We start from the raw sequence: 24,257 nt of genomic DNA, 5'->3' as shown, positions 1-24,257 counted from the left end.
ATATGTTCTAGCTGCTTTTCTCGAAAGTTGGGCCGTCATGACGACCACCCGTCCCCCCTCTCCCTCCGCAGCCCACCTCACCGATCACGGCATGGACGAATTCGGCTATCGGGAGTCCCTGAGCCGAAGTATCGGGAAGTTCTCGAGTTTCGCCGCCGGCGTCAGCTACATCTCGATCCTGACCGGTACCTTCCAGCTGTTCTACTTCGGTTACAGCACAGCCGGTCCCGGCTACCTGTGGTCCTGGCCGCTGGTCTTCGCCGGACAGTTGGCCGTGGCGCTGTGCTTCATGGAATTGGCGGCGAAGTATCCCGTCGCCGGGTCTGTCTACAACTGGTCCAAGAAGCTGGGCAGCCGGATTGTCGGCTGGTCGGCGGGGTGGCTCATGCTGACCGCCTCGATTGTCACGCTCTCGGCGGTGGTGCTGGCCCTGCAATTGAATATGCCGCGATTGTGGAGCGGATTCCAGATAGTCGGTGACGGGACGGGTGCGCACGACTACGCCACCAATGCCGTCATTCTGGGGACCGTGCTCATCATCTTCACCACCGTGGTGAACGCCTTCGGCGTGAAGCTCATGGCGATGATCAACAGCACCGGGGTGTTCATCGAACTCATCGCGGCCGTGCTCATCGCGATCATTCTCGGGTTGCACGTCACGCGCGGGCCGAGTGTCTTCTTCTCCACCAACGGATATGGCGCGGGGCAGAGCGGCGGGTACCTGAGCGCCTTCCTGATCGCCTCGCTGGCCTCGGGTTATGTCATGTACGGCTTCGACACCGCCAGCTCGCTCGGCGAGGAGACGGTCGAACCGCGGCGCACCGCGCCCAAGGCGATTCTGCGCGCCCTGCTGGCTTCCTTCGTGATCGGCGGCGCGATCCTGGTCTTCGCGGTCATGGCCGCACCGGATGTGAGGGACGAGAAGCTGGGCACCACCGACGGCGGGCTGCAATACATCGTGCAGCAGGTCATGTCGGGCTGGCTGGGCCGAGTGTTCCTGGTGTGCATCGTCATCGCGGTGATCGTGTGCTCGCTCGCGGTGCACACCGCCGGTATTCGCCTGACCTTCGCCATGGCCCGCGACAATGCGCTGCCGTTCTCGGAGAAGCTGGCCAAGCTCAGCGTCAAGCATTCCGCACCGGTCATCCCGGCAGTGATCATCGGCGTGCTGTCGGCGCTCATCCTGGTCATCAATATCGGTCAGCCGCAGGTGTTCACGGTGCTGACATCCATCGCGGTCATCATGATCTACCTGGCCTATCTGTTGGTCACCGCGCCCATGCTGTGGCAGCGGATCAAGGGCAATTGGCCGCCGAGCGATCTGGCCGGAAACGGCTACTTCACCATGGGCCGCTGGGGCATGGCGGTGAATATTGTTGCGGTGCTGTGGGGTTCGGGTATGGCCGTGAACCTGGCCTGGCCCCGCGAGGCCGTCTACGGCGGGCCCTGGTACAACACGTGGGGCGCGTTCATCTATATCGGCGCGATCCTGGGTGCGGGCCTGATCTGGTACGCGCTCAGGGGAACCCGGGTCATCGGCGTGCTCGCCTCGCACGCCGCGCCCGCGGCCGAGGCGACCTCATGACCGACACCTTCGACTATGTGATCGTCGGCGGCGGTTCGGCCGGCTGTGTGGTCGCCGCCCGGCTCAGCGAAGACCGTTCCGTCACAGTGTGTTTGCTCGAAGCGGGACCCTCTGATGTCGGCGACGACAGGATTCTACGGCTCGCGGATTGGATGCTGCTGCTCGAATCCGGGTACGACTGGGACTATCCGGTGGAACCGCAGCGGAGCGGGAACAGTTTCCTGCGCCATGCCCGCGCCAAGGTGCTGGGCGGCTGCTCCTCGCACAATTCGTGTATCGCGTTCTGGCCGCCCGCCGAAGGCCTCGATGAGTGGGAGGCTCTCGGCGCGACGGGCTGGGGTGCGGACGGGCTGCTGCCCTATGTCACCAAATTGGAGACCAGCGAGGTGCCCGGCGAGCGGCACGGGCGCACCGGACCCGTGCGCCTGCTGGACATTCCGCCCAAGGACCCGTGCGGATACGCCGTGCTGGAGGCGGCCGCACGGGTGGGATTGCCCACCGTGCAGTTCAATCGGGGTGAGACCGTCCGCAATGGCGCGGGCTGGTTCCAGATCAATGCCGACGGCGACAACACCCGTATGTCATCCTCGCACGCCTACCTGCATCCGATTATCGGGCAGCGGCGGAATCTGGAGGTGCGCACCGGCTGCTGGGTGAGCGAAATCCTGTTCGACGAAACCGATTCCGCCATTGGAGCGCGGTATCGGCGGCCGGATCTGACCGGCTTCGATACGGTGCGCGCGCGCCGCGAGGTGATCATCAGCACCGGGGCCATCGACACCCCGAAACTGCTCATGCTGTCCGGGATCGGCCCGGCGGAACACCTGCGGGATATGGGAATTCGGGTGCGGGTCGACGCGCCGGGTGTCGGCTCCAATCTCGATGACCACGTCGAGGGGCTGGTGTTCTGGGAGGCGTCGCGGCCCATGGTCACCACCTCGACGCAGTGGTGGGAGATCGGCGTCTTCGCCACCGTCGACGGCGGTCTCGGCGTACCCGACCTCATGATGCATTACGGCAGTGTGCCTTTCGATATGAACACCGTCCGCTGGGGCTACCCGACCACCGAGAACGGCTTCTGCCTCACACCCAATGTGACACAGGGGCATTCGCGCGGCACCGTTCGGCTGCGTTCCCGGGACTTCCGCGACAAGCCGCGGGTGGACCCGCGCTACTTCAGTGATCCCGACGGCCACGATGAGCGAATCATGTTGCACGGCATCCGATTGGCGCGTCGTATCGCCGAACAAGCACCGCTGCGCGACTGGGTGGCGCGCGAGCTGGCTCCCGGCCCCGAGGCCGTCACCGACGCCGACCTCGTCGATTACATGCACCGCACCCACAACACCGTCTACCACCCCGCCGCCACCGCCCGTATGGGCGCGGTCAGCGACCCGATGGCGGTGCTGGACCCCGAATTACGAGTCAAGGGCGTCCGCGGACTGCGCGTGGTCGATGCCTCCGCCATGCCCAAACTGCCCGCGGTGAACCCGAATATCACGATCATGGCGATGGGGGAGAAGTGCGCCGACCTGATCAAGGCGGCAGCGCGGTGAGCGCGACACCTACACTGGACGTGTTATGGCTATGCGAGCGGGCGAGGGGTCCGGCAAACCGCGGGAAGGCACGGCGGCGGTGCAGTCGGTCGACCGCGCGCTGACCGCCCTGGAGATCGTGGCCAAATTGGGTGCGGCCGGGGTCACCGAGATCGCGGCCGAACTCGGGGTGCACAAATCCACGGTCTCGCGATTGATCGCGGTGCTGGAATCCCGCGGTTATGTGGAACAACTCTCCGAGCGGGGCAAATACCGGCTCGGCTTCACGATCGTGCGTCTGGCGGGCTCCACCAGCGCCCATATGGACCTGCCGCGTCAGAGCCAGGACATCTGCGACGACCTGGCCGCGCGCCTGGGCGAGACGACCAATATCGCCATCCTCGACAGCGACCGCATAGTCAATGTCGCCGAGGCGGTCGGCTCCGCCGGTGTCGCCCTGCGTACCTGGATCGGCCAGAGCTGCCCCGCGCATGCCACCTCCAGCGGCAAGGTCCTGCTCGCGGAACTCTCGGCCGCCGAACTCCGTACGCATCTGCCCCGCCGCCTGGATTCCTTCGCCCCCGGGACGATTACCGATCTGCCCACCCTGCGCACCCAGCTCGAGCGGGTGCGCCGACAGGGCTGGGCAGCCTGCGAAGAGGAACTCGAAATCGGCCTGAACGCGGTCGCCGCCCCCATTCGGGACAGCGACGGCCGAATCATCGCCGCCCTCAGCGTCTCCGGCCCCTCCTACCGCCTCCCCGCTACCCGCTTCGCCGAAACCGCCCACCAGGCAATGGAATCCGCCCACATCATCTCCCGCCGCCTGGGCTTCCCGGGTTGATTCGCACGCGCATGTAATGGCGCTGGTGAACGCCGAGTAGCCCCCTGCATGAGCGCATGCACGTAGATGCTCTGCCGGTGGGGCGCTCATTCACGGGGCTTGTGGGCGAATTGGGTGGATGCTTGACATTCTGCGGTTGCGGGTGGACCGTAATCTGGTTAGCGATGCTAAATGTCTGAGGGGTCATCGTGGGTAATGGCACGTCGGAGGCTGCGCACAGGCAGCGGATCGCCGAACTGCTGGCGGACGCGCAGGTTCATGCCGCCCTGCAGATCGGCGAAGTGAACGAGGCGATCCGGCGCGAGGGCCTGAGCCCCGCGGAGATCGTCTCGACGGTGCTGACGCGCTACGCGGAGCGGCCCGCGCTGGGGGAACGCGCCCACGAGGTGATCACCGACACGGCCGGGCGGCGCACGCGGCGATTGCTGGACCGGTTCGACACCCTCACCTACGGCGAGTTGGGGGAGCGGATCGCGGCGGTGCGGGCGGCCTGGGCTGACGGATCCGGTGCGGCGCGGGTGGAAGCGGTGGACGCTGCGGGTACGCGGGCTGAGATTGCGGACGAAGGGAGTGCGCGGGCTGAGGTTGCGGACGAAGTGAGTGCGCGGATTGAGGTTGCGGACGCTGCGGGTACGCGGATTGAGGTTGTGGATGCTGCCGGTACGCGGGTGGAGGCGGTGGACGCTGCGGGTGCGCGGGCCGAGGTTGCGGATGCCGGAACGCGGGTGGGGGTGACGGACGCCGCTGGAACGCCGGTGCCGGGCGCGGCCGGGGATCCGGTGCGGGCGGGGGATTTCATTGCGACGCTGGGGTTTACGAGTGCCGACTACACGACCGTGGAGCTGGTGTGCCAGCTGTCGGGACTGGTGAGTGTGCCGTTGCAGGCGAGTGGGTCGGTGGCGCAGTGGAGTTCGATACTTGCCGAGACCGCGCCCCGGGTGCTGGTGACCAGCGTGGAGTTGCTCGGTCCGGCATTGGAGGCGATTCCGGCGGAGGCGACCCCCGCCGTGGTGGTCATCGACTTTCACGCCGATGACGACTATCACCGCGCGGCAGTGGAATCCGCGCGCGAATGGGTGACTCGCGATGGTCGCCCGATCGCGATCGACACGCTGGCGGAGGTGTTCGCCCGGGGGCGGGCGCTGCCGCCCGTCGAGCCGGTGGCGGTCGATGCCGAGGCGCTGGCGCTGCTCATCTACACCTCCGGGAGCACCGGTGCGCCGAAGGGGGCCATGTACCCCGCGCGACTGGTGAGCGCCATGTGGACCGGCGGTGCGGCGCAATCGCCCATTCCCGCGATCAATTTCAGCTATATGCCGATGAGTCATGTGGCGGGGCGACTGGCCCTGCTGGGTGCGCTGTCGCGCGGCGGGACCGCCTACTTCGCGGCGGCCAGTGATCTGTCGACCCTGTTCGAGGACATCGCACTGGTGCGGCCGACCGAGTTCTTCTTCGTACCGCGCGTCTGCGACATGCTGTACCAGCGCTTCCTCGGAGAGGTCGGCGGCCGGGTCGCGGCGGGAGAGGATCGCGACGACGCCGTGCACGAGGTGAAAACCGAACTGCGGGAACGGGTTATGGGCGGCCGGTTGTTCGGCGCGATGGTGGGCAGCGCGCCCATCTCGGCCGAGATGAAGACCTTCATGGAGTCGCTGCTGGAACTGGAGCTGCACGATGGATACGGCTCCACCGAGGCCGGTGGCGCGATCCTGATGGACAACAGGCTGAATCGCCCGCCGGTCATCGACTACCGGCTCGCCGATGTGCCCGAGCTGGGCTACTTCGGCACCGATAAGCCTTATCCGCGTGGGGAATTGCTGCTCAAGACCTCGGTCATGATTCCCGGTTACTTCAAGCGCCCCGACATCACCGCCGAGATCTTCGATGCGGACGGGTTCTATCGCACCGGCGATATCGTCGCCGAACTCGGGCCGGACGAGCTGGTCTATGTGGACCGGCGCAATAACGTCCTCAAGCTGTCGCAGGGCGAATTCGTCACCATCGCCAAGCTCGAGGCGGTGTACGCGACCAGCCCGCTGATCCGGCAGATCTACATCTACGGCAATAGCGAGCGCGCGTATCTGCTGGCCGTCATCGTGCCCAGTGCGGCAGCACTGCCCGCGGGGCTCGACGCGGCCGCGAGTCCGGCACTGCGGGAGGCGCTCACCGAGTCGCTCCAGCGACTCGCGAAAGAGTCCGAACTCGAATCCTATGAGATACCAAGGGCTTTCCTGATCGAGACCGAGCCGTTCAGTGTGGAGAACGGCCTGCTCGCCGGGCTGGGCAAGCCATTGCGACCCAAGTTCAAGGAGCGCTACGGCGAGCGGCTCGAGGCGCTCTACGCCGAAATGGCGGAGGCGCAGGCGAGTGAGCTCGCCAGTCTGCGGCGGGACGCGAGTTCCACCCCGGTACTGGAGACGGTCAGTCGCGCCGCCGGTGCGCTACTCGGTTGTGCGGCAGGCGATCTGCGTCCCGATGCGCATTTCGCCGATCTCGGTGGTGATTCGCTGTCGGCATTGTCGTTCTCGACCCTGCTCGGTGAGATCCTCGGGATCGAGGTTCCGGTGAGCGTGATCGTCAGTCCGGCCAATGATCTGGCGGCGGTGGCGAGATATGTAGAGCTGGAGCGTGATTCGTCGGCGCGGCGCCCGACCGTCGGTTCGGTACACGCTGCCGCTCCACTGGTGCGGGCGGCGGATCTGACCCTGGACAAGTTCATCGATGCCGCGACCCTCGCGGCCGCCCCGGGGCTGGCGGGTGCCGTGGAACAGCCGCGGACCGTCCTGCTCACCGGGGCGAACGGTTATCTCGGGCGTTTCCTGTGCCTGGAATGGCTACGCCGGGTGGATGTTTCGGACGGCACCGTCCTGTGCGTGGTGCGCGGCAGTACGGTCGACTCGGCGCGCGCCCGGCTCGACGCCGCGTTCGACTCCGGTGACGCGGAGTTGCTGCGCGAGTATCGGGAATTGGCCGCGCGCCGCCTGGTGGTACTCCCGGGCGATATCGCCGAACCGAATTTCGGTCTGCCCGAAGCGGAATGGCTGCGCCTGGCGGAGACCGTCGATGCCATCGTGCATCCGGCCGCCCTGGTCAATCACGTGCTGCCGTACGGCCAGCTGTTCGGCCCCAATGTGGTCGGGACCGCCGAAATCATCCGGCTCGCACTGACTTCCCGGCTCAAGCCGGTCACCTACCTGTCCACGGTGGCGGTGGCGGATCAGGTCGATCCGGAGCTTTTCGACGAGGACGGCGATATTCGCCGGATCAGTGCCGAGCGCGTCATCGGGGACGGTTACGCCAACGGCTACGGCACCAGCAAATGGGCCGGTGAGGTGCTGCTGCGCGAGGCGCACGACCTGTGCGGGCTCCCGGTCGCGGTATTTCGCTCCGATATGATCCTGGCGCACAGCCGATACGCCGGACAGGTCAACCTGACCGATATGTTCAGCCGACTGCTGCTGAGCCTGCTCGCCACCGGTATCGCCCCGAAGTCGTTCTACCGCACCGATGCCCGGGGCAATCGCCGGCGCGCGCACTATGACGGCCTGCCCGCCGACTTCACCGCCGAGGCCATCACCGTCCTGGGCGCGCAGGCCACCGGCTTCCAGACCTTCGACGTCTTCAATCCGCATGACGACGGCATCTCGCTGGACTCCTTCGTCGACTGGTTGATCGCGGACGGCCACCGCATCGACCGCCTCGACGATTACGACGCCTGGTTCAGCCGCTTCGAGACCGCGCTGCGGGCGCTCCCGGAACAGCAGCGCCAAGCCTCGGTGCTGCCGCTGCTGCACGCCTACCGGCACCCGGGCATGCCGATCCCGGGTTCGGCCTTGCCCGCCAAACGCTTTCAGGCCGCGGTGCAGGCCGCCGAGATCGGCCCGGATCACGATATTCCGCACCTGACTCCGCGACTCATCGGCAAATATGTGACCGATCTGCGATTGCGCGGGCTGTACTAGCCGGAAGGCTGGAATCCATGGAGCACGGTCAACCGAGTCGAACCGCCCTGGCCACCGCGTACGCGCGGGCCTATCACCAGATGGCGGACGAACCGCGGTTGTTCACCGACCCGCTCGCGGTGCGCATACTCGGCGTCGCGGAATCGGTGATCGCCGAGCGCAATACCGCGCCGGGTGATCAGCCGGGCGACGAATCGGAGTGGCCGCGCCGCCGCAGGATGTTCCTGGCGGCCCGTGCAGTTGGTCCGCACCCGGTGTATTGGAATCCCCGTCGTCCCGGCATGCAGTTGATCCCCGCGTCCTTTTGGCGTGCAACCGATCTCCCCACCCTTCCGGTGCGTAGTCGGCCCCCTTTCGTACGGTCCGCAGTTGCCCCCGTCATCCCGGCGCGCTTTTGGCCGGGATCCACGAAACCCGCTGGAGTGCAGCAGGTGTGGATCCCGGCCAAAAGCATGCCGGGATGACGAAGGTGTCATGCCGGTATGGCGGAGGGCGCTACGTCGGGATGACGAAGGTGTCGTGCCGGAGTGGCGGAGGGTGTCAGACGCGGGCGCGAATGAACTTGTAGACCAGCAGGATGATGACCGCGCCGACGATCGCACCGAGGAAGGTGTGCTGGACGGGCGGGTGCACGCTGAATTTGTGGTCGCCGAAGAGCATGCTGCCCAGGGTGCCGCCGACGTAACCGCCGACAATGCCGAGCAGAATCGTGCCGATCCAGCCGAAATCTTCCTTACCGGGTACGAGGAGGCGGGCGATGGCTCCGGCGATGAGGCCGATAATGATCATGGCGATAATGCCCATGGCGTGCTCCTAGACCTTGCGGGGTGTCGCGAACTCGACGGTAGCAAAGCAAACCAGACCGGAGAGCGTGTCGCATTACATCAGCGCGTCAGGTGGGCGAACAGCCGGTTCCGGACAGCCCCGCGCGATGCCGGACCGGTTGCGCTCCGAGCGCTTTCGGCCCACGCAAAGCCGCTGTCCCAGAACAGGTGTCACCCATGGCCCGCGATGTCGCGGACCTCACCGCCGCGCTACTTCGCCGTGCGTACCTTCTCGACGGCGGCGGTGAAGAATTTTTCGAAGGCGGTCTGGTCCGGGACGCCGGACAGGGCGGCGGATCGGGCGGTTACGGTGAGTCCGCGCAGAGTGGCCCAGCCCTGGAATGCGGTGCGGGTCATGGGGGCGGCGCCGGGTAGGACCGAGGTGCTGGTGGCGCGGTAGGCCACCGAATCTACGCCGTTCAAGGCGGGCAGCTTTTCCATATCGACCGTGGTGTTCACCTGTTTGCCGTCGACGGTGCTGGTCGAGGTCAGGTGCGCGCATTTGGTATTGGTGTCCATCATGAGATTCAGGTCCAGGGTCTTGGCCGAGACGAATTCGATGTAGACGTCCATATCCGCGGTCGCGGCGGCGGCGATGGCGGAGTCACCGAGCAGATCATTGGTGAGCGCCGCCAGATCCACCTGCGGCCCACGGCATTCCGGCGGTGTCACCGTGGAGTTGGCCATGATGTCGCCGAGATCGGTGACGCTGGAGCGCAGTTTGTCCGGCGGAAGGTCCAGCGGTTTGGTGCCCGCCGGGAACTCCGCCGCGGTCAGCACCAGCTGATCGCGCGGCGTACTCGGTTGCGGGGCGCCGGAAACGGCCTTCGAATCGGTGCTCTTCCCGCAACCGGCGGTGACCAGCACCGCGCACGTCACCACTGAAATCCATACTCCCTTGGTCGTCACGCGCAACAGCATGCCAGGAGGTCCCAGGAAAAGGGGGACGTGCCCGGTATGTGAGGGTCGGCCCGTCAGATGTGAACGGGGAAGGCCGCCAGGTCATTCTGGGTCAGCACCGGCAGGTGCGCGATCTCCTCATCCGCGATCGCGAGCTTCAGGCCAGGGAAGCGCTCGAAGAGCGCGGGCAGGCCGACGGCCGCCTCCAGTCGCGCGAGCGCCGCGCCCGGGCAGATATGCGGACCGTAGCCGAAGGAGATATTGCGGCTCGCGGTCGGACGGGTGATGTCGTACTCGTCGGCATCCTCCCCGTGCACCGCGGTATCGCGGCCCACGGCCCGGTAGGAGATCACCACGCCCTCGCCCTTCTCGATCACGGTGTCGCCCACCGCGATATCCTCGGTCGCGAAGCGCATGAGCAGATGCGTCACCGGCCCGTCATAGCGCAGGGTCTCCTCGATGGCCTGCTTCCACGACACATCACCCGAGCGCAGCCGATCCAACTGTTCGGGGCGGGAGAGCAAGGCGCGCACCGTATTCACGATCAGGCTGACCGTGGTCTCGTGGCCCGCGGCGACCAGCGCCTTGAGATTGCCGACCACCTCCTCCTCGGTGAGCGGGTCGCCGCCCTCATCGGCCAGGATGAGCGCACTGGTGAGATCGTCACCCGGGGCCGCGGTCTTGCGGCGCACCATCTCGGTGAAGTACGCGTCCAGCGCGTCGATGACCCGCAACCGCTCATCCTGCGGGGTCATCATGGAGAAGAACTTCTTGTACCAGTCCAGCAGCATGGGCTGATCCGCGCGCTCCACACCCATGAGCTCGCTGATCACCCCCATGGGCAGCGGATAGGCGAAAACCTGCTTCAGATCGACGATCTCGCCCTCGCGTCCGGCGGCCTCGAGATTGTCGAGCAGCTCCGCGGTGAGCGCCTCGATGAAGGGCCGCAGCGCCTCCAACCGGCGCGCCGTCAGCGCCTGGGTGGTCTTGATCCGCAGTCGCCGATGCTCGGCCCCGTCCACGGTGAACATGGAGCGGCCCGCGTCGATCATGCCGATCAGCGGCCACTGCCGCGTCACCGCGCCCGAGTTCCACAGGCCCCAGGCGTTGATGTCCTTGACCAGGCGCGTATCGGTGAGCAGCTGCCGGGCCAGCGCGTGTTCGGTGACGGTCCAGGCTGGTACGCCGAGCAATTCGATGCGGGTGAGCGGTCCGGCCTCACGCAGGCGTGCGGTCTCCCCGGCCAGATCGGCGACCATCGGATCGATGGGCATGGCATGTGGGCAAGTCACTGGAAACCTCCGACGGCGCGAACTGGGCTGAAATGAACTGGCAGCGAAGCCATTCCATGCATGAAGGGAGACGGTCGGCGCATCAGGTTCTGCGCGGGCACGCTCAGGTCGATATCGGGCAGCCGGTCCAGCAGCACCTCGATGCCGGTCCTGGCGATGATCTCGGCGATCTGCTGCGCCGGGAACGGGCAGCGGTACTCGCCGTGACTGAAGGCGAAGTGCGCGTTGTTGCCGGTGTGCACGGACTCCGAAACATGCTGGCGCACATGCGGATCGGTATTCGCCGCGGCCAATCCCAGCAGCAGCAGGTCACCGGCGCGAATCACCTTGTCCGCCAAGCGGGTGTCGCGCGCCGCCCAGCGTCCGGCCAGAATCGAGGTGGGGCTCTCCTCCCACAGCACCTCGTTCATGGCCTGGCTGATACTGCGCCGCCCGCCACCGAGCGCGGCGGCGAAGCGATCATCGGTGAGCATGAGCCGCACCGAGTTTCCGAGCCAGTCACAGGTCGTCAAATGCCCGGCGGCGGTGATCGCCATCAGGTCGTTGACGTATTCCTCATCGGTGAACGGGGCCGGATAGGCCAGCATGCGCGAGACCAGATCATCGCCCGGCACGGCCTTCTTGAGCGCGACCAGGCGCTGCATATGACCCATGAATTGCAGATGCGCCGCCTGCGCGTCCGCACCGCCGTCGGCCATCACCTTCATGGACCAGGCCAGGTGCGGGCCGTCCGCATCGGCGAAGCCCAGCAGGGCGGCCAGGGCCAGCACCGGCAGCGGTTCGGCGAACTCGGCCATCAGATCGGCGCTGCCGCGCCCGCAGAACGCGTCGATCAGCCGATCCGCCAAATTCTCACAGACCCTGCGTAATTCGAACGGATCCACCGACTCCAGCGCGGGCTCCACCATGGCCAGATGGCGGCGATGCTCCGCACCCGCGGTGAAGTAGATGGACGGCATGGGCTGGCCCACCATGGGCAGCAGCGGCCAGTCGTCCGGAATGCTGCCCCACTGGTTCCACAGGCTCACATCGCGCGGGAACAGTTCGGGATTGTTGGTGACCTGATGCATCTCCCGATAGCCGACCACGAGCCACGCGGGCACACCGCCGGGCAGCTCGACCGCGACCACCGCACCGTGTTCGCGCCGCATCTCGTTGTACAGGTGATGCGGATCGGTGTGAAAGCGCGGGCCGCTCAGCGGAACCACTCCCGGCCGCACCGGGCACTGCTGTTGCTCGGGCGAGGTCATCAGACGGTCTCCGGGGTGTAGAGGTATTCGACCAGGGCGATCAGCACCTGCTTGCACGAATCACGGTGCCGGGCATCGCAATCGATGAGCGGGACGTGCGAATCCAGATCCAGCGCGTCGCGCACCTCATGCGGGCGGAAGGCCGCGCCGAAGTTGTTGCACGCCACGATGAACGGGGTGCCCTGATGTTCGAGACGGTCGATCGCGTACCAGGAGTCGGAGATTCGGCGCTGATCGACCAGCACGATCGCGCCGAGCGCACCGGTGAAGAGGCGATCCCACAGGAACCAGAAGCGCTCCTGCCCGGGTGCGCCGAACAGATACAGCACATGTTCGGTATCGATGGTGATGCGGCCGAAGTCGAAGGCGACCGTGGTGGTCGTCTTACCGGGCGCACCCGTCGGATCGTCGACGCCGTAACCCACCTGGGTCATGGTGGCCTCGGTGTCCAGCGGCCGGATCTCGCTGACCGCGCGCACCATGGTGGTCTTGCCGACGCCGAAACCGCCGACGATGACGATCTTCAGACCGGTGTGGGCGGAGGCGTGCAGGGGCGCGTCGGCGCGGGACGGCCGAGGATCATAGGTTGCGGAGTCCAACGAGCACCTTCTCCAGGGTGGTGGTGTCGGGCAGCGAATGCCATTGCGAGGCGGGGTTGTGCCGCGGATGCCGCACGGTGATCTTGCCCGCGTGCAGCAGGTCCGACAGCAGAATGGTGGCGATGCCGACCGGTAGTCGCAGCTCCGCCGCGATCTCCACCACGGCGGTGGGGGAGCGGCAGATCTCCAGGATCGCGGCATGCTCGGATTGCATGCCCGGCGCCGGATCGCATTCGCTCACCACGAGAGTGACCAGATCGAAGGCGTCCGAATCCGGTCGGCTGCGGCCGCCGGTCAGCGTGTACAGCCGATCCGGATCCTCGTCTGGCCTGGTCACGACACGCTCGCTCCCCGGGTATCGCGCACCCGCGGCTGCGCGGCCAGGTGCTCGCCGAGCTGCTCGACCAGTTCGCGCATATTGTGCCCGACCAGTCCGGCATCGGCGTCCTCGGCGGCGACCACCGCGATATGCGCGCCGACGCCCGCCTCGACGATGAACAGGATGCCGCCGTAGAACTCGGTCATGGACTGGCGCACCCCACCCCGGCCGTCACCGAACTCCACCGATGCGCCGTGCGAAAGACTCTGCATCCCAGCGGCTATCGCGGCCAGCTGATCGGCGCTGTCATTGCCCAACTCGGAGGTGTGGCAGATCTTCAGCCCGTCCCCCGACAGCAGCAGGGCATGCCTGGCGCGCGGGGTACGGGTGAGCAGCTGCTCTAGCAGCCAGCCCAGCTGTGTCGCGGACGGGATCATTTATCGCTCTCCAAGGCCGAAGGATTGGCGGCGCCGGCGTCCTCACGCCCACTGACCGCCCGTTGAAAAGCCCCCATGGCCGCCGGTGAAACCGGCCGCGCCACCCCGCCTGCCGGAATGTCCGGCGCGGCAAGCCCTTCCGGATGCACTGCCGCCAAGGTCTTGCCCCGCTGCCGCTTGGGCAGCCGGGTTTCGGCGGGCGGCGCCACCGCGTCGATTCGATTCGCATCGACCAGGCGATCGGCCAAAACCGCTGTGCTGCCGGAGAACCCGGTGGTGGTATCGGAGTGCTGCCGATCCTGTCCGTCGGTGCCGGAACGGGTATCGGCCGTACTCGCGATTGGCGGGGTGCCGGGGGACGTCGGCATCGCGGTGGGCTGATCGATCCCGAACGATACGGGCTTGCTGGATTCGGTTGCGCCGGCGGTGCTTTCCGCACCGGGAACCGCGGGTGTAGGGGATTCGGTGAACGCGACTACCGACGTTGTGCCGGAATAGATCTCGGCGCGGCGGGGGAGCGGACCGGTGGGGGTGGGATCGGCACCGGCGAGGCTCACGCGGGTGGGAGCGGTATGGGTGATGTCGACGGTGAGCAGGGCCGGGGCGGTATCGGAACGGCCCGCGGTGTTCGCCGGAGCCGGGGACGCGCCGGGGGTGAGTTCGGCGGGTGAGCGAGCGGGCAGCGAGACCGAACCGAGTGCGCCCGGGGTGCAGTCTATCCGGGTGGTGAGTTCGCGGGGCACGACCACGACCACCGCGGTGCCGCCGATGGCGGAGGGGCGGTAGGAGACGGTGAGTTCGTGCTTGCGCGCCAGATAACCGACCACGGCCAGGCCCAGCCGGGTGCCCGAGAGCGAGGAGAGATCGGAGATGCCGGGCGCATCGCCGCTCGAACCGGAAGCGCCGCTCGAACCGGAGGCGTGCGGGCCGCCGCCGAACCCCGCGGCATTGCCGCCCTTGCCGGAGACCGTCAATTCGGCTCGGCGCAAGGCGGATTCGCTCATGACCAGGCCGCTGTCCTCGATGGTGATCACAACGCCCGCGGGGACCTCGGCGGCGTAGACGTGCACCTCGGTGGTGGGCGGGGAGAAGTTGCAGGCATTGTCGAGTAGTTCGGCGAGCGCGTGCATGACCCCCTCGGCCGCGTGCCCGGCGATGGCGATCTCGGTGACCGCGCGCAGTCGCACCCGCTGATAGCCCGCGACTCGGCCCATGGCGCCGCGCAGAATCGATTCCATCGCAATGGGTTTGGCCCAGCGCCGCCCGGAGCGCGCACCACTGAGCACCGCGATGCTGTCCGCGAGCCGTCCGGCCTGTGCGGTGCGGTGATCGAGTTCGAGCAGATCGGCCAGCACTTTGGGATCGGCGTGCCGATGCTCCATCTCGCGCAGCTCCGCCAGCATGGAGGTACTCATGGCCTGCATGCGCCCGGCCGCGCCGGCGAAGGCCGCCATGGCCGCCGCGCGCCGATTCTCACTCTCCTTGGCCGCCCGCGCCTTGTCGGCGCTCTCCCGGGTGAGCGCCTGAATTCGCTGCTGCCCCTCCGCGAGTCGCGCCTCGGCCTCGGTGATGATGGCCGCGGTCCGCGCCTCGGCCTGCCCGGCGCGGGTCGCGCCCTCGCGCCGCGCCAGCTCGACCTGCGAGCGGTAGTGCACCGCCGCGGTGATCGCGGCGCAGAGCAGCACCGCCGCGATGCCGCCGCCGATCGCCACCCCGATTCGCGCATTGCCGGGCGTCGCGAAAACCGCGCCGCCCACCGCCAGCGCGGCTATCGCGACGCAGCCCGCCAGCGCCCCGAACGGTAGCCGCGCACCGGTGGCGGGATTCGACTCGCCACCCCTGGGATTCGATGACTCCGACAAGCTTTGCACTTCCGAACGCACGTGCACCGAGACGAACGCCCCGGTGCGACCGCATCCACTCGCGCGCAGCGCATGCCAAATATGCGCACCGGCAAGCGGATTCGGATCTAGCGGACGAGCATATGCGTCCGGCATGGCGCGCGCTACCCGAGCGCGGCCCACCCGGCAACGCGGCATCCCGGCAGTTGGGACGCCCGTCGATTGACCGTAATCGGTTGTACAGAGTCAGTTTTCGATTCGCTCCGGAGTCGTCCGCATATGCGTACTCGCCAGTAGGGAGCCGAGCGCGAAGGCGAATACCGATCAAGCAAGGTATGAACCGAAGTCAAGAACGCCTGTCTCGAAATGAATCAGATAGCCATGGGTTGTCTCGCCGGGAAATCCGGTGATCCGCCGGATGCTCGATTCCGCTCGCGGCGAACTCCGCCCGTGGGCCTTGACCTCAACCCTTGTCGAGGTTGGAGGGTGGGAACCGGCAGTCCTACGAATCGGCAAGAGAGGCAAGGCGATGCGCGCAGTGGAGGCCAAGGCGTTCGGGGAACCCGACGTGCTGGCGGTTACGGAGATCGCGGACCCGGTCGCCGGGGCCGGGGAGGTGGTGGTCGCGGTGGCCGCCGCCGATGTGATGTTCCTGGACACGCTGCTGCGCAGCGGTCGCGGCAGGGACTACTTCCCGGTGCGGCCGCCCTTCGTGCCGGGCGGTGCGGTCTCGGGAATCGTGAAATCGGCCGGCCCCGGCGTCGACACCGCATGGATCGGGCGACGGGTCGCCACCCCGACCGCGGCCAGTGGAATCGGTTCGGGGACGCCGACGGGCGGATACGCGGAGAAGGTCCTGGCCAAGGTCGACGCCCTGGCTGCCGTGCCGGACGCATTGAGCCTGGAACAGGCCGTGGCGCTGGTCCACGACGGTCGCACCGCACTCGCGGTCGCGGACCGGGCGAATCTGACATCGGGGGAGTGGGTGCTGATCACCGCCGCCGCGGGCGGACTGGGCACCCTGCTCATCCAACTCGCCCGATCGGCGGGCGCGCGGGTCATCGCCGCTGCCCGCGGTGAGGCGAAACTCGCACTCGCGCAACGACTCGGGGCCGAGGCCGTCGTCGACTACTCCGAGGACGGCTGGGTCGGGAAGGTGCGCGAGCGGACCGGCGGCGTGCAGGCGGTCCTGGACGGTGCGGGCGGTGATATCGGCCGGGACAGCCTCGGGGCCATGGCGTCCGGCGGCCGTCTCATCGGATATGGCAACGCGGCAGGCGGATTCGCCGCTATCGATGTGGAAGCCGCAGCGGCACAGGATATTACGGTCATCACACTGTTCGAGATCACCTCCGAGGCCACCGACTGGAGTGCGCTGCACGACCGCGCGCAGACCGAAGCCGCCAGCGGTCGCCTCGAAGTCGTGATCGGCCAGCGCTTCGCCCTCGCCGATGCCGCCGCCGCGCATACCGCCATCGAATCCCGGGCGGCGGCCGGGCGCACCATCCTCACCGTCTGACCGCCGCCGCGCCCGCACTGCCGCGCGGTCGGCGTATCGGGTGCGCCGCGCCGGGAATCGCGGGCGAGCTGACAGGCGGGCGGGGCTCGGCGCGGAGGTTGGCAATGGGCAACTGGACAGCGCTGATCGGTGCCATGGCGGCCGGGGCGTGCCTGTGTTCGGCGCCGGCGGTCGCGCGGGAACCCAAGCCTGAGCAGCCGGGGCGGCATGCCCAGCTGCCCGCGCGCATCTCGATCTCGCTGCGGTCGGTGGTGCCGGGCATCAAATGGGGCACCGAGAACGAGACGCGAGCGCGGGGCGGTCTCTCCCTCGCCAAGCTCTACCTCGCCGACTACGCGCTGCGGCACGGTGACGGGTCGGCGGAGGGCGTCCCCGGGCCGCCGCGGAAGTGACCTGGCACACGGCCCTTGCCCTCGAATAGTTTTAGTTTCACAATCGTTGTGTGAATACAACGGTTGGCGAGCTCGGCAAAGAGCGCAAGACGATCATCCTGATCACCTGCTGTCTCAGCTTGCTGATCTCCTCCATGGACGCGACCATCGTGAACGTCGCCATTCCGACGATTCGCACCGATCTCGCCGCGCCGCTCACCCGGTTGCAGTGGATCGTCGACATCTACACCCTCACCCTGGCCAGCCTGCTCATGCTCTCGGGCGCGCTGGCCGACCGCTTCGGCCGTAAACGCCTCTTCCGCATCGGCCTGTTCGTCTTCGCCCTCGGCTCACTGCTGTGCAGTGTCGCGCCCACCATCGAATTCCTCATCGGCGCACGGTTTTTGCAGGCCATCGGCGGTTCCATGCTGAATCCCGTTGCCATGTCCATCATTACCACCGTCTTCACCGGGCGGATGGAACGCGCACGCGCCGTGGGTGTCTGGGGCGCGGTGGTCGGCATCTCGACGGCGATGGGCCCGCTGGTCGGCGGTGTGTTGATCGATTCGCTCGGCTGGCAGTCGGTGTTCTGGATCAATCTCCCGATCGTCGCGATCGCGCTCGTGCTGACGACCCTGTTCGTACCCGAGTCCAAGTCACAGCATCCGCGCGGAATGGATTGGGCCGGACAGCTTTTGGCCATCGCCTTCATGTTCACCCTGGTCTTCGGGCTGATCGAGCACAAACCGATCATCTTCGTGCTGACCGCCGCCGCGCTCGCGGCCTTCCTCCGGCATGAGAGCCGGCATCCGACGCCCTTCATCGATCTGCGCTTCTTCCGCAGCTTCCCGTTCGCCTCGGCCACCCTGACCGCCGTCTGCGCCTTCGCGGCGCTGGGCGCGTTCCTATTCGACGTCTCGCTGTATCTGCAAGGGACTCGGCACTTCTCGGCCGTGCACACCGGCCTGCTCTACCTGCCGATGGCCCTGGGCATGCTGGTCTTCTCGCCGATCTCGGGCCGATTGGTCGGCCGCTACGGCACCCGGCCGTCGCTGCTCGTGGCGGGCGTGTTCATGACCGCGGCGGCGGTCGGTCTCACCCGGATGGCGCCGGACACCGCCGTCTGGCAGCTGGTCGTGCTCTTCGCGCTGTTCGGCATCGGCTTCGGCATGGTCAATGCCCCCATCACCACCGCGGCCGTCAGCGGGATGCCGCTGGATCGCGCGGGCGCGGCCTCGGCGGTCGCCTCCACCAGCCGTCAGGTCGGGGTGAGTCTCGGTGTGGCACTGTGCGGTGCGCTCACCGGGGCGGGGCTGTGGTGGACCATTGCCGCGCTCGCGCTCGCCATCCCCATGCTCGGTGTAGCGGCGAATACCCCGTGGGCGTACCGTACCCGCGATCGTGTCGCACCCCTGCTCGAACAGAAGGTCCCCGCCCATGTCTGAGGTACCCACCCCCGATGAGGTCTGGGGGCAGCTCACCCACCTGGTGATGGACAGCCGGGATGGCTGGCGGCGCGCGATCGTCGAGCGAACCGGATTGCCATTCAGCAGATTTCGCGTCATGAAGCGGTTGCTGCCCGGCCCGATCTCGGTCAAACAGCTCGCGGTCGCGGCCACCATGGACGCACCCGCCGCCACCGTCACCATCAATGATCTGGAGGAGCGCGGGCTGGTGGTGCGCGAGGTCGATCCGAATAATCGGCGAACCAAACTGGTCTCGCTCACCGCGGCCGGGCGGGAACTCATTCTGGACGCGCTCGCCACGCCCGATCCCGCGCCCGCCGCGGTCGCCGCTCTCACCCCGGCCGAACTGCGCACACTCGCGGAGTTGCTGCGCAAGCTCGAGGAGTGACTCCACGCCGCGCGCCCCGGCCCGTAGGGTGGGGCGGGTGCGTAACCGACACGGAAAAGCAATGGCGGCCATCTGCGGTGCACTACTGATCGCGGCGGGGGGAACCGGAGCGGCGGCGACGCCCGCGCAACCCAGGGCGGAATGGCCCGCGCTGCCGGTCTTTCCGATCGCCGAGCGGACGGTGGTGCTCGATCCCGGCCATAACGGCGGTACCGCCGGGCACCTCGATGAGATCAACGCCCAGGTCCCCGATGGCCGCGGGGGTACGAAGGCGTGCAACACCACCGGCACCAATGCCGCCGACGGCTATTCCGAGCACGAATTCAACTTCGATGTGGCGCTGCGCATGCGGGATCTGCTCAGCGCGCGCGGGCTTCGCGTGGTGATGAGTCGCGACAACGACACCGGGGTCGGACCGTGCGTCGACGAGCGCGGAACGCTCGGACAGCGGGTGGGCGCGGCGGCCGTGGTCTCCATTCACGCCGATGGCGCGCCCGCGGGTGCGCACGGCTTCCACGTGGCGTACTCCTCGCCCGCGGTGAATGATTCGCAGGGTGAGCCGTCCAGCCGATTGGCGAGCACGCTGCGCGACGGATTGGTCGGCGCGGGCTTCACCACGTCGACCTACGTCGGTTCGAACGGTCTGAACCCGCGTGCCGATCTCGCCGGGTTGAATCTCGCCGAGCGTCCGGCGGCACTGGTCGAATGCGGCAACATGCGCGATCCGGACGATGCCGCCGTGCTCGAATCCCCCGATGGCCGTGCCCGATTGGCGACGGCGCTCACCAATGCCGTCCTGGCGTACCTCGGCTAGCGCGAGGATCGTTCCCGGCTAGCACAGCCGCCCGCGCGACTCGCGGCGCGGGGTGTGTCAGTGCCCGGTTTGCCCTGAGTACATTGTCCACGACTATTCGGCCAATTCCGGGGAACCGGACACACGGGTTCCGGGGAGGATTCTCTTGACCACGACCCAGGCGCAGCCACGTTCGCGATTCGCGGCCTGGCTGCTGGAGGACGCGGGGGAGCAACACTCCCAAATTCCCGGACCCATGGCCAAGCGCGCGCCCAAAGAGCATCAGCATTCCTGGTGGAAGGTGATGTGCCTGACGGGTGTCGACTATTTCTCGACGCTCGGCTATCAACCCGGCATCGCGGCGCTGGCCGCGGGCGTGCTGTCACCGCTCGCCACGCTGGTGCTGGTGGCGCTGACCCTGTTGGGTGCGCTACCGGTGTATCGCCGGGTGGCCAAGGAGAGCCCGCACGGCGGCGGCTCCATCGCCATGCTCGCCAAATTCCTGCCGAACTGGTGGGGCAAGATTCTGATTCTGGTGCTGCTGGGCTTCGCGGCGACCGACTTCACCATCACCATGACGCTCTCCGCGGCCGACGGCGCGGCGCATATCGTCGAGAATCCGCTGATGCCCGAGGTGCTGCACGGGCACAATATGATCATCACGCTGGTGCTGCTGGCCCTGCTGGCCGCGGTATTCCTCAAGGGGTTCAGCGAGGCGATCAGCATCGCGGTGGTGCTGGTCGGGGTCTACCTCTCGCTGAATCTGGTTGTCGCCGTGGTCGGTGTGGCGCAGGTGATCACGCACGGGTCCATGGTGACCGACTGGACGCACGCGCTGACGGCGCAGCACGGCAATCCGATCGCCATGATCGGCGTCGCGCTGCTGGTGTTCCCGAAACTCGCGCTGGGCATGTCGGGATTCGAGACCGGTGTTGCGGTCATGCCGCAGATCAAGGGCTGCCCGGAGGACACCGAGGAGTATCCGCGCATGCGGATCATCGGCGCGCGCAAACTGCTCACCACCGCGGCGTTGATCATGAGCGGCTTCCTCATCGTGTCGAGCTTCATCACCACCATCCTGATTCCGGAGAAGGCGTTCGAGGTCGGCGGTCCGGCCAATGGGCGCGCGCTGGCGTACCTGGCGCATGAGCATCTGGGCAATGCCTTCGGCACCGTGTACGACATCAGCACCATCGCCATCCTGTGGTTCGCGGGCGCGTCGGCCATGGCGGGCCTGTTGAATCTGGTGCCGCGGTATCTGCCGCGCTTCGGCATGGCGCCGGAGTGGGCGCGCCAGATCCGGCCGCTGGTACTGGTTTTCGCGACGGTGTCCTTCGGTATCACCTGGTACTTCGATGCCAGCGTCGATGCGCAGGGCGCGGCGTACGCGACCGGTGTGCTGGTGCTCATCACCTCCGCCGCGGTCGCGGTGACGCTCTCGGCGGCGCGTCAGCAGCAGCGGTCGCGGGTGATCGGTTTCAGCGTGGTGACGCTGATTCTGATCTACACCACCATCGACAATGTGATCGAGAAGCCCGAGGGCGCGCAGCTGGCCCTGCTGTTCGTCATCGCGACGCTGGTCGTCTCGTTCGCCTCGCGCTTCCGCCGCGCCTTCGAATTGCGTGCTGTCACAGTCACCTTCGATGAGAAGGCGGCCGCCATGATCGATTCGCTGGCCGCGCGCGGTGAGGTCCGAATCGTGACGCACGACATCGACAAGCGCGAGCCGCAGGAGTACGCGGAGAAGGAAGCCGATCAACGCCGGGAAAGCCATATCCCCGATGCGGAACCCATTCTGTTCCTCGAGGTGATCGTCAAGGACCCGTCGGAATTCAGCACCGAACTGCTCGTCACCGAATTGGAGATCGGCAAGTACCACATTCTGTCGGTCGAGGCAGCCGCGGTGCCCAACTGCATCGCCGCCATCCTGCTGGCGATTCGCGACCGCACCGGCGCGCCCCCGCACGTGTATTTCGAATGGACCGAAGGCAATCCGCTCACCAATCTGGTGCGCTTCATGTTCTTCGGTGAGGGCGAAGTGGCCCCGGTGACCCGGGAAATCCTGCGCCGCGCCGTCCCACGCCGGTCCCAGCGCCCGCACGTGCACGTGGACAGCTGACTTCAGCGCGGGTGGCCGGTCTCCTCGCGGAAGATGCGCAGGCCCTCGCCGATTTTGCCCGCGGCGTTCTCGAGTTGTTCGGGGGTCATGTACTTCCCGAAGGCGGCGGCGTCGAGCAGCTGGTGCCGCACCTGCTCGAGGTTCATCGTCGCCCAGTCGAGGCGAGACAGTTCCGGCATGGGACGGGAGATTACCTCGAGTCGAACCTTTGTTCGATACCGAGCGGTCTTTCGTCGGAATCAGGCGCGCAGGGACTCGATGCGCTGGCGTAGGTGATCGAGGAGCTTGTCCGGATCGTCGAAGTCGGCGGGGTTGATCGGGTCGCCGAAATGAATGGTGACCTGCTGACGGCGGTCGAATTTCGGGCCGTCGCCGCGGAGCCGGCGCATGGGGAGCACGCGATCGGTGCCGGTGGTGCCGACCGGGATGATCGGAACACCGGTCGCCAGAGCCAGTTTCGCGACACCCGGCTTGTACGGTTCATTCTCCCCGGGGGCGACCAGGCGGCCCTCCGGATAGATGATCAGCACGCCGCCGTGCCGGAGAATCCGCTCGGCCTGTGAGAGCGCCGACGCACCGGAGTCATTGTCCTTGCGCACCACCGGAATCTGGCCCAGACGCCGCACCAGCCAGCCGACCACCGGCCAGGACCACAGCTCGGCCATGGCGATGGCGACGGCGCGGCGGCGCAGCGCGCCCCAGAGAAAGACCGCGTCCAGCATGGAGATGTGATTGCTCGCGATGATGACCGGACCGGTCGCCGGGACCAACCCCCGGCCCAGCACGGTGACGTGCACGAAGTTCGACCAGGCCAGCGTGCGCAGAATGCGCCGTACGAAATGCGTGACCACCCAGGCGCGCTTGCCCAGACCCTTGGGCCGCAGTCCCGAATCCATTATCTACCCCCGCACTCGATTGTCCGCGAACGGATTCCATCCTTGTCGCCGGTCCAGGAGCACGAAACCGGGTAACTACTCAGCCGTGCAGGCGGATGATTGCCTGCACCGAACACAACCTCCATGAGAGAGCGAGGCGGAATGTCGTTCGCGGCACTCCCGGCGACGGCGGCCTGGTCGCACCGGGATACACGATCGGGCTTCGAGGTCGTCTACTTCGAACGACTCGATGACGGCGGTCTTCGAATAGACGGCTGCACCACCGCGCTCGACGAGGACGGTACCTGGTTCGTCGAATACAGCATTACGGTCGCCGCCGATTGGCATACCCGGGCCGCGCGGGTGACCGGGCGATCGTGGTCCGGGCGGCGCGAGGTGGTGCTCGAATCCACCGGGATCGGGCATTGGCTGGTGGATGGGAAACCCGCGCAGCGGCTCAATGGATGCCTGGATGTGGATTTGGAGTCCTCGGCATTGACCAATGCGCTGCCGATTCATCGGATGGATCCGCCGGTCGGCACCCGGGTGGCGACGCCCGCGGCGTATGTCCGCGCGAGCGACCTGTCGGTGCACCGGCTCGAACAGCAGTATCAGCGAACCGCGGACACCAATGGGCATTACCGCTATGAGTACCTCGCTCCGGCCTTCGATTTCACCAGCCAATTGATCTATGACGAGGCCGGATTGGTACTGGAATACCCGGGCATCGCGACGCGGGCGGGTTGATCTCGCCGGTGATGTCGAGAACTGTCGATCGGCTCCGTCCCAGGGATAGCGAGCGGAGGGACCGCTCGGCAGCCTCGAAGGAGCGATCACCATGGAGCAGAGCCGGATCACCTAGATTCTGAACCGTCCGAACAGCCGGGAGCTGCTGGCCCGGGATGTCACCCGGCTGGCGTACGTGGCCACCGACGGCACCCCGCGCCGCATCCCCATCTCGTTCGTCTGGATTGGTGCGCAGATCGTGCTGTGCACCACCAAGAACGCGCCGAAACTGCCTGCGCTGCGCGAGAATCCGGCGGTCGCCCGCACCATCGGCACCGAGGTGCATCCGCCCGAGATCCTGCTCATTCGCGGCACCGTCGAACTGGATGAGGTCGACGGGATTCCGGACGAGTACCTCCAGATCAACGGCGGCTACCAGATGACACCCGAACAGCGGGTGGAGTGGGAGGCCGAGGTGCGTTCGCTCTACTACGGCATGGTGCGCATTGTCGTCACCCCGACCTGGGTGAAGCTCATCGACTTCGAGGAGACCTTGCCGTCGGCGTGGGAGGAACTGGTCCGGGAGCGGGCCGAACGCCAGAACGCGTGATC

Annotated in this window: 23 protein-coding genes; 13 read left to right on the top strand and 10 right to left on the bottom strand. The window is 67.1% G+C overall.

The genetic code is table 11. The features are described from left to right. Positions 1–37: 37 nt before the first annotated feature. The 5 genes from NA10_RS12385 to NA10_RS38620 all read left to right on the top strand — a co-directional run bounded on the left by NA10_RS12385 (position 38) and on the right by NA10_RS38620 (position 8,390). Complete coding sequence (locus tag NA10_RS12385; RefSeq protein ID WP_067567426.1) at positions 38–1,585, top strand: APC family permease; 1,548 nt, start codon at positions 38–40, stop codon at positions 1,583–1,585. Further along, on the top strand, positions 1,582–3,141 hold the full coding sequence (locus NA10_RS12380) for a GMC family oxidoreductase (RefSeq protein ID WP_067567423.1): 1,560 nt from the start codon (positions 1,582–1,584) through the stop codon (positions 3,139–3,141). The genes NA10_RS12385 and NA10_RS12380 overlap by 4 nt, the downstream gene beginning before the upstream one ends. A 25-nt stretch (positions 3,142–3,166) precedes the next feature. Further along, complete coding sequence (locus tag NA10_RS12375) at positions 3,167–3,964, top strand: IclR family transcriptional regulator (protein ID WP_067567420.1); 798 nt, start codon at positions 3,167–3,169, stop codon at positions 3,962–3,964. Positions 3,965–4,152: 188 nt separating this feature from the next. After that, on the top strand, positions 4,153–7,926 hold the full coding sequence (gene car / locus NA10_RS12370; protein WP_067567417.1) for a carboxylic acid reductase: 3,774 nt from the start codon (positions 4,153–4,155) through the stop codon (positions 7,924–7,926). Between the two features lie 17 nt (positions 7,927–7,943). Then, positions 7,944–8,390, top strand: a complete 447-nt coding sequence (locus tag NA10_RS38620) for a class I SAM-dependent methyltransferase (protein WP_067567414.1) — start codon at positions 7,944–7,946, stop codon at positions 8,388–8,390. 76 nt (positions 8,391–8,466) lie between these two features. Here the strand turns inward: NA10_RS38620 and NA10_RS12360 are convergent, their stop codons facing one another. The 8 genes from NA10_RS12360 to NA10_RS12325 all read right to left on the bottom strand — a co-directional run bounded on the left by NA10_RS12360 (position 8,467) and on the right by NA10_RS12325 (position 15,409). Continuing rightward, positions 8,467–8,730, bottom strand: coding sequence for a GlsB/YeaQ/YmgE family stress response membrane protein (locus tag NA10_RS12360; protein ID WP_067567411.1), 264 nt, complete (start codon positions 8,728–8,730; stop codon positions 8,467–8,469). Between the two features lie 230 nt (positions 8,731–8,960). Continuing rightward, positions 8,961–9,659, bottom strand: coding sequence for a hypothetical protein (locus tag NA10_RS12355; RefSeq protein ID WP_157556431.1), 699 nt, complete (start codon positions 9,657–9,659; stop codon positions 8,961–8,963). Between the two features lie 65 nt (positions 9,660–9,724). Next, the gene (locus NA10_RS12350) at positions 9,725–10,924 is read right to left on the bottom strand and encodes a cytochrome P450 family protein (RefSeq protein ID WP_067567405.1); all 1,200 of its coding nucleotides are present in this window, start codon (positions 10,922–10,924) and stop codon (positions 9,725–9,727) included. A gap of 14 nt (positions 10,925–10,938) precedes the next feature. Then, on the bottom strand, positions 10,939–12,192 hold the full coding sequence (locus NA10_RS12345) for a cytochrome P450 family protein (protein ID WP_067567402.1): 1,254 nt from the start codon (positions 12,190–12,192) through the stop codon (positions 10,939–10,941). Then, entirely contained in the window at positions 12,192–12,791 is a 600-nt protein-coding gene (locus NA10_RS12340) for a GTP-binding protein (protein WP_067567399.1), read from the bottom strand. The genes NA10_RS12345 and NA10_RS12340 overlap by 1 nt, the downstream gene beginning before the upstream one ends. Continuing rightward, positions 12,772–13,128: a DUF742 domain-containing protein gene (locus tag NA10_RS12335; RefSeq protein WP_067567395.1), complete on the bottom strand. Its 357-nt coding sequence runs from the start codon at positions 13,126–13,128 to the stop codon at positions 12,772–12,774. Before NA10_RS12335 ends, NA10_RS12340 begins: the two co-directional genes overlap by 20 nt. Next, positions 13,125–13,547 carry a roadblock/LC7 domain-containing protein gene (locus NA10_RS12330; RefSeq protein ID WP_067567392.1) on the bottom strand — a complete coding sequence of 141 codons (423 nt, stop codon included), beginning with the start codon at positions 13,545–13,547 and terminating at the stop codon, positions 13,125–13,127. The genes NA10_RS12335 and NA10_RS12330 overlap by 4 nt, the downstream gene beginning before the upstream one ends. Then, on the bottom strand, positions 13,544–15,409 hold the full coding sequence (locus NA10_RS12325; RefSeq protein ID WP_067567390.1) for an ATP-binding protein: 1,866 nt from the start codon (positions 15,407–15,409) through the stop codon (positions 13,544–13,546). The genes NA10_RS12330 and NA10_RS12325 overlap by 4 nt, the downstream gene beginning before the upstream one ends. A 508-nt stretch (positions 15,410–15,917) precedes the next feature. Here NA10_RS12325 and NA10_RS12320 point away from each other — a divergent pair. From NA10_RS12320 to NA10_RS12295, 6 genes are all read left to right on the top strand, one after another. Then, positions 15,918–16,907: a zinc-binding dehydrogenase gene (locus NA10_RS12320; RefSeq protein WP_067567387.1), complete on the top strand. Its 990-nt coding sequence runs from the start codon at positions 15,918–15,920 to the stop codon at positions 16,905–16,907. A 104-nt stretch (positions 16,908–17,011) separates the two neighbouring features. Beyond that, a complete protein-coding gene (locus tag NA10_RS12315) occupies positions 17,012–17,299 on the top strand; it encodes a hypothetical protein (protein WP_067567384.1) in 288 nt (95 codons plus the stop codon). Positions 17,300–17,349: 50 nt separating this feature from the next. Beyond that, positions 17,350–18,723: an MFS transporter gene (locus NA10_RS12310; RefSeq protein WP_067567381.1), complete on the top strand. Its 1,374-nt coding sequence runs from the start codon at positions 17,350–17,352 to the stop codon at positions 18,721–18,723. Next, positions 18,716–19,132, top strand: a complete 417-nt coding sequence (locus tag NA10_RS12305) for a MarR family winged helix-turn-helix transcriptional regulator (protein WP_067567378.1) — start codon at positions 18,716–18,718, stop codon at positions 19,130–19,132. Before NA10_RS12310 ends, NA10_RS12305 begins: the two co-directional genes overlap by 8 nt. A 37-nt stretch (positions 19,133–19,169) precedes the next feature. Continuing rightward, a complete protein-coding gene (locus NA10_RS12300; protein ID WP_245677163.1) occupies positions 19,170–19,946 on the top strand; it encodes an N-acetylmuramoyl-L-alanine amidase in 777 nt (258 codons plus the stop codon). 235 nt (positions 19,947–20,181) lie between these two features. Further along, positions 20,182–22,044, top strand: coding sequence for an amino acid transporter (locus tag NA10_RS12295; protein ID WP_245677166.1), 1,863 nt, complete (start codon positions 20,182–20,184; stop codon positions 22,042–22,044). A gap of 2 nt (positions 22,045–22,046) precedes the next feature. Here the strand turns inward: NA10_RS12295 and NA10_RS36660 are convergent, their stop codons facing one another. Both NA10_RS36660 and NA10_RS12290 read right to left on the bottom strand, forming a co-directional pair. After that, positions 22,047–22,223: a DUF6374 family protein gene (locus NA10_RS36660; RefSeq protein WP_157556429.1), complete on the bottom strand. Its 177-nt coding sequence runs from the start codon at positions 22,221–22,223 to the stop codon at positions 22,047–22,049. Between the two features lie 60 nt (positions 22,224–22,283). Next, on the bottom strand, positions 22,284–22,940 hold the full coding sequence (locus tag NA10_RS12290) for a lysophospholipid acyltransferase family protein (RefSeq protein WP_067567373.1): 657 nt from the start codon (positions 22,938–22,940) through the stop codon (positions 22,284–22,286). Between the two features lie 123 nt (positions 22,941–23,063). Between NA10_RS12290 and NA10_RS12285 the strand changes: the two genes are divergently transcribed. Then, the gene (locus NA10_RS12285) at positions 23,064–23,666 is read left to right on the top strand and encodes a putative glycolipid-binding domain-containing protein (protein ID WP_245677162.1); all 603 of its coding nucleotides are present in this window, start codon (positions 23,064–23,066) and stop codon (positions 23,664–23,666) included. Positions 23,667–23,841: 175 nt separating this feature from the next. Next, positions 23,842–24,255: a pyridoxamine 5-phosphate oxidase gene (locus NA10_RS12280; RefSeq protein ID WP_245677161.1), complete on the top strand. Its 414-nt coding sequence runs from the start codon at positions 23,842–23,844 to the stop codon at positions 24,253–24,255. Positions 24,256–24,257: the final 2 nt, after the last annotated feature.

Source organism: Nocardia acidivorans NBRC 108247, assembly GCF_001625085.1.
Classification (GTDB): domain Bacteria; phylum Actinomycetota; class Actinomycetes; order Mycobacteriales; family Mycobacteriaceae; genus Nocardia; species Nocardia acidivorans.
Note: the sequence above shows the minus strand (reverse complement) of the source record. Positions and strands in the feature narration are given on the sequence as shown.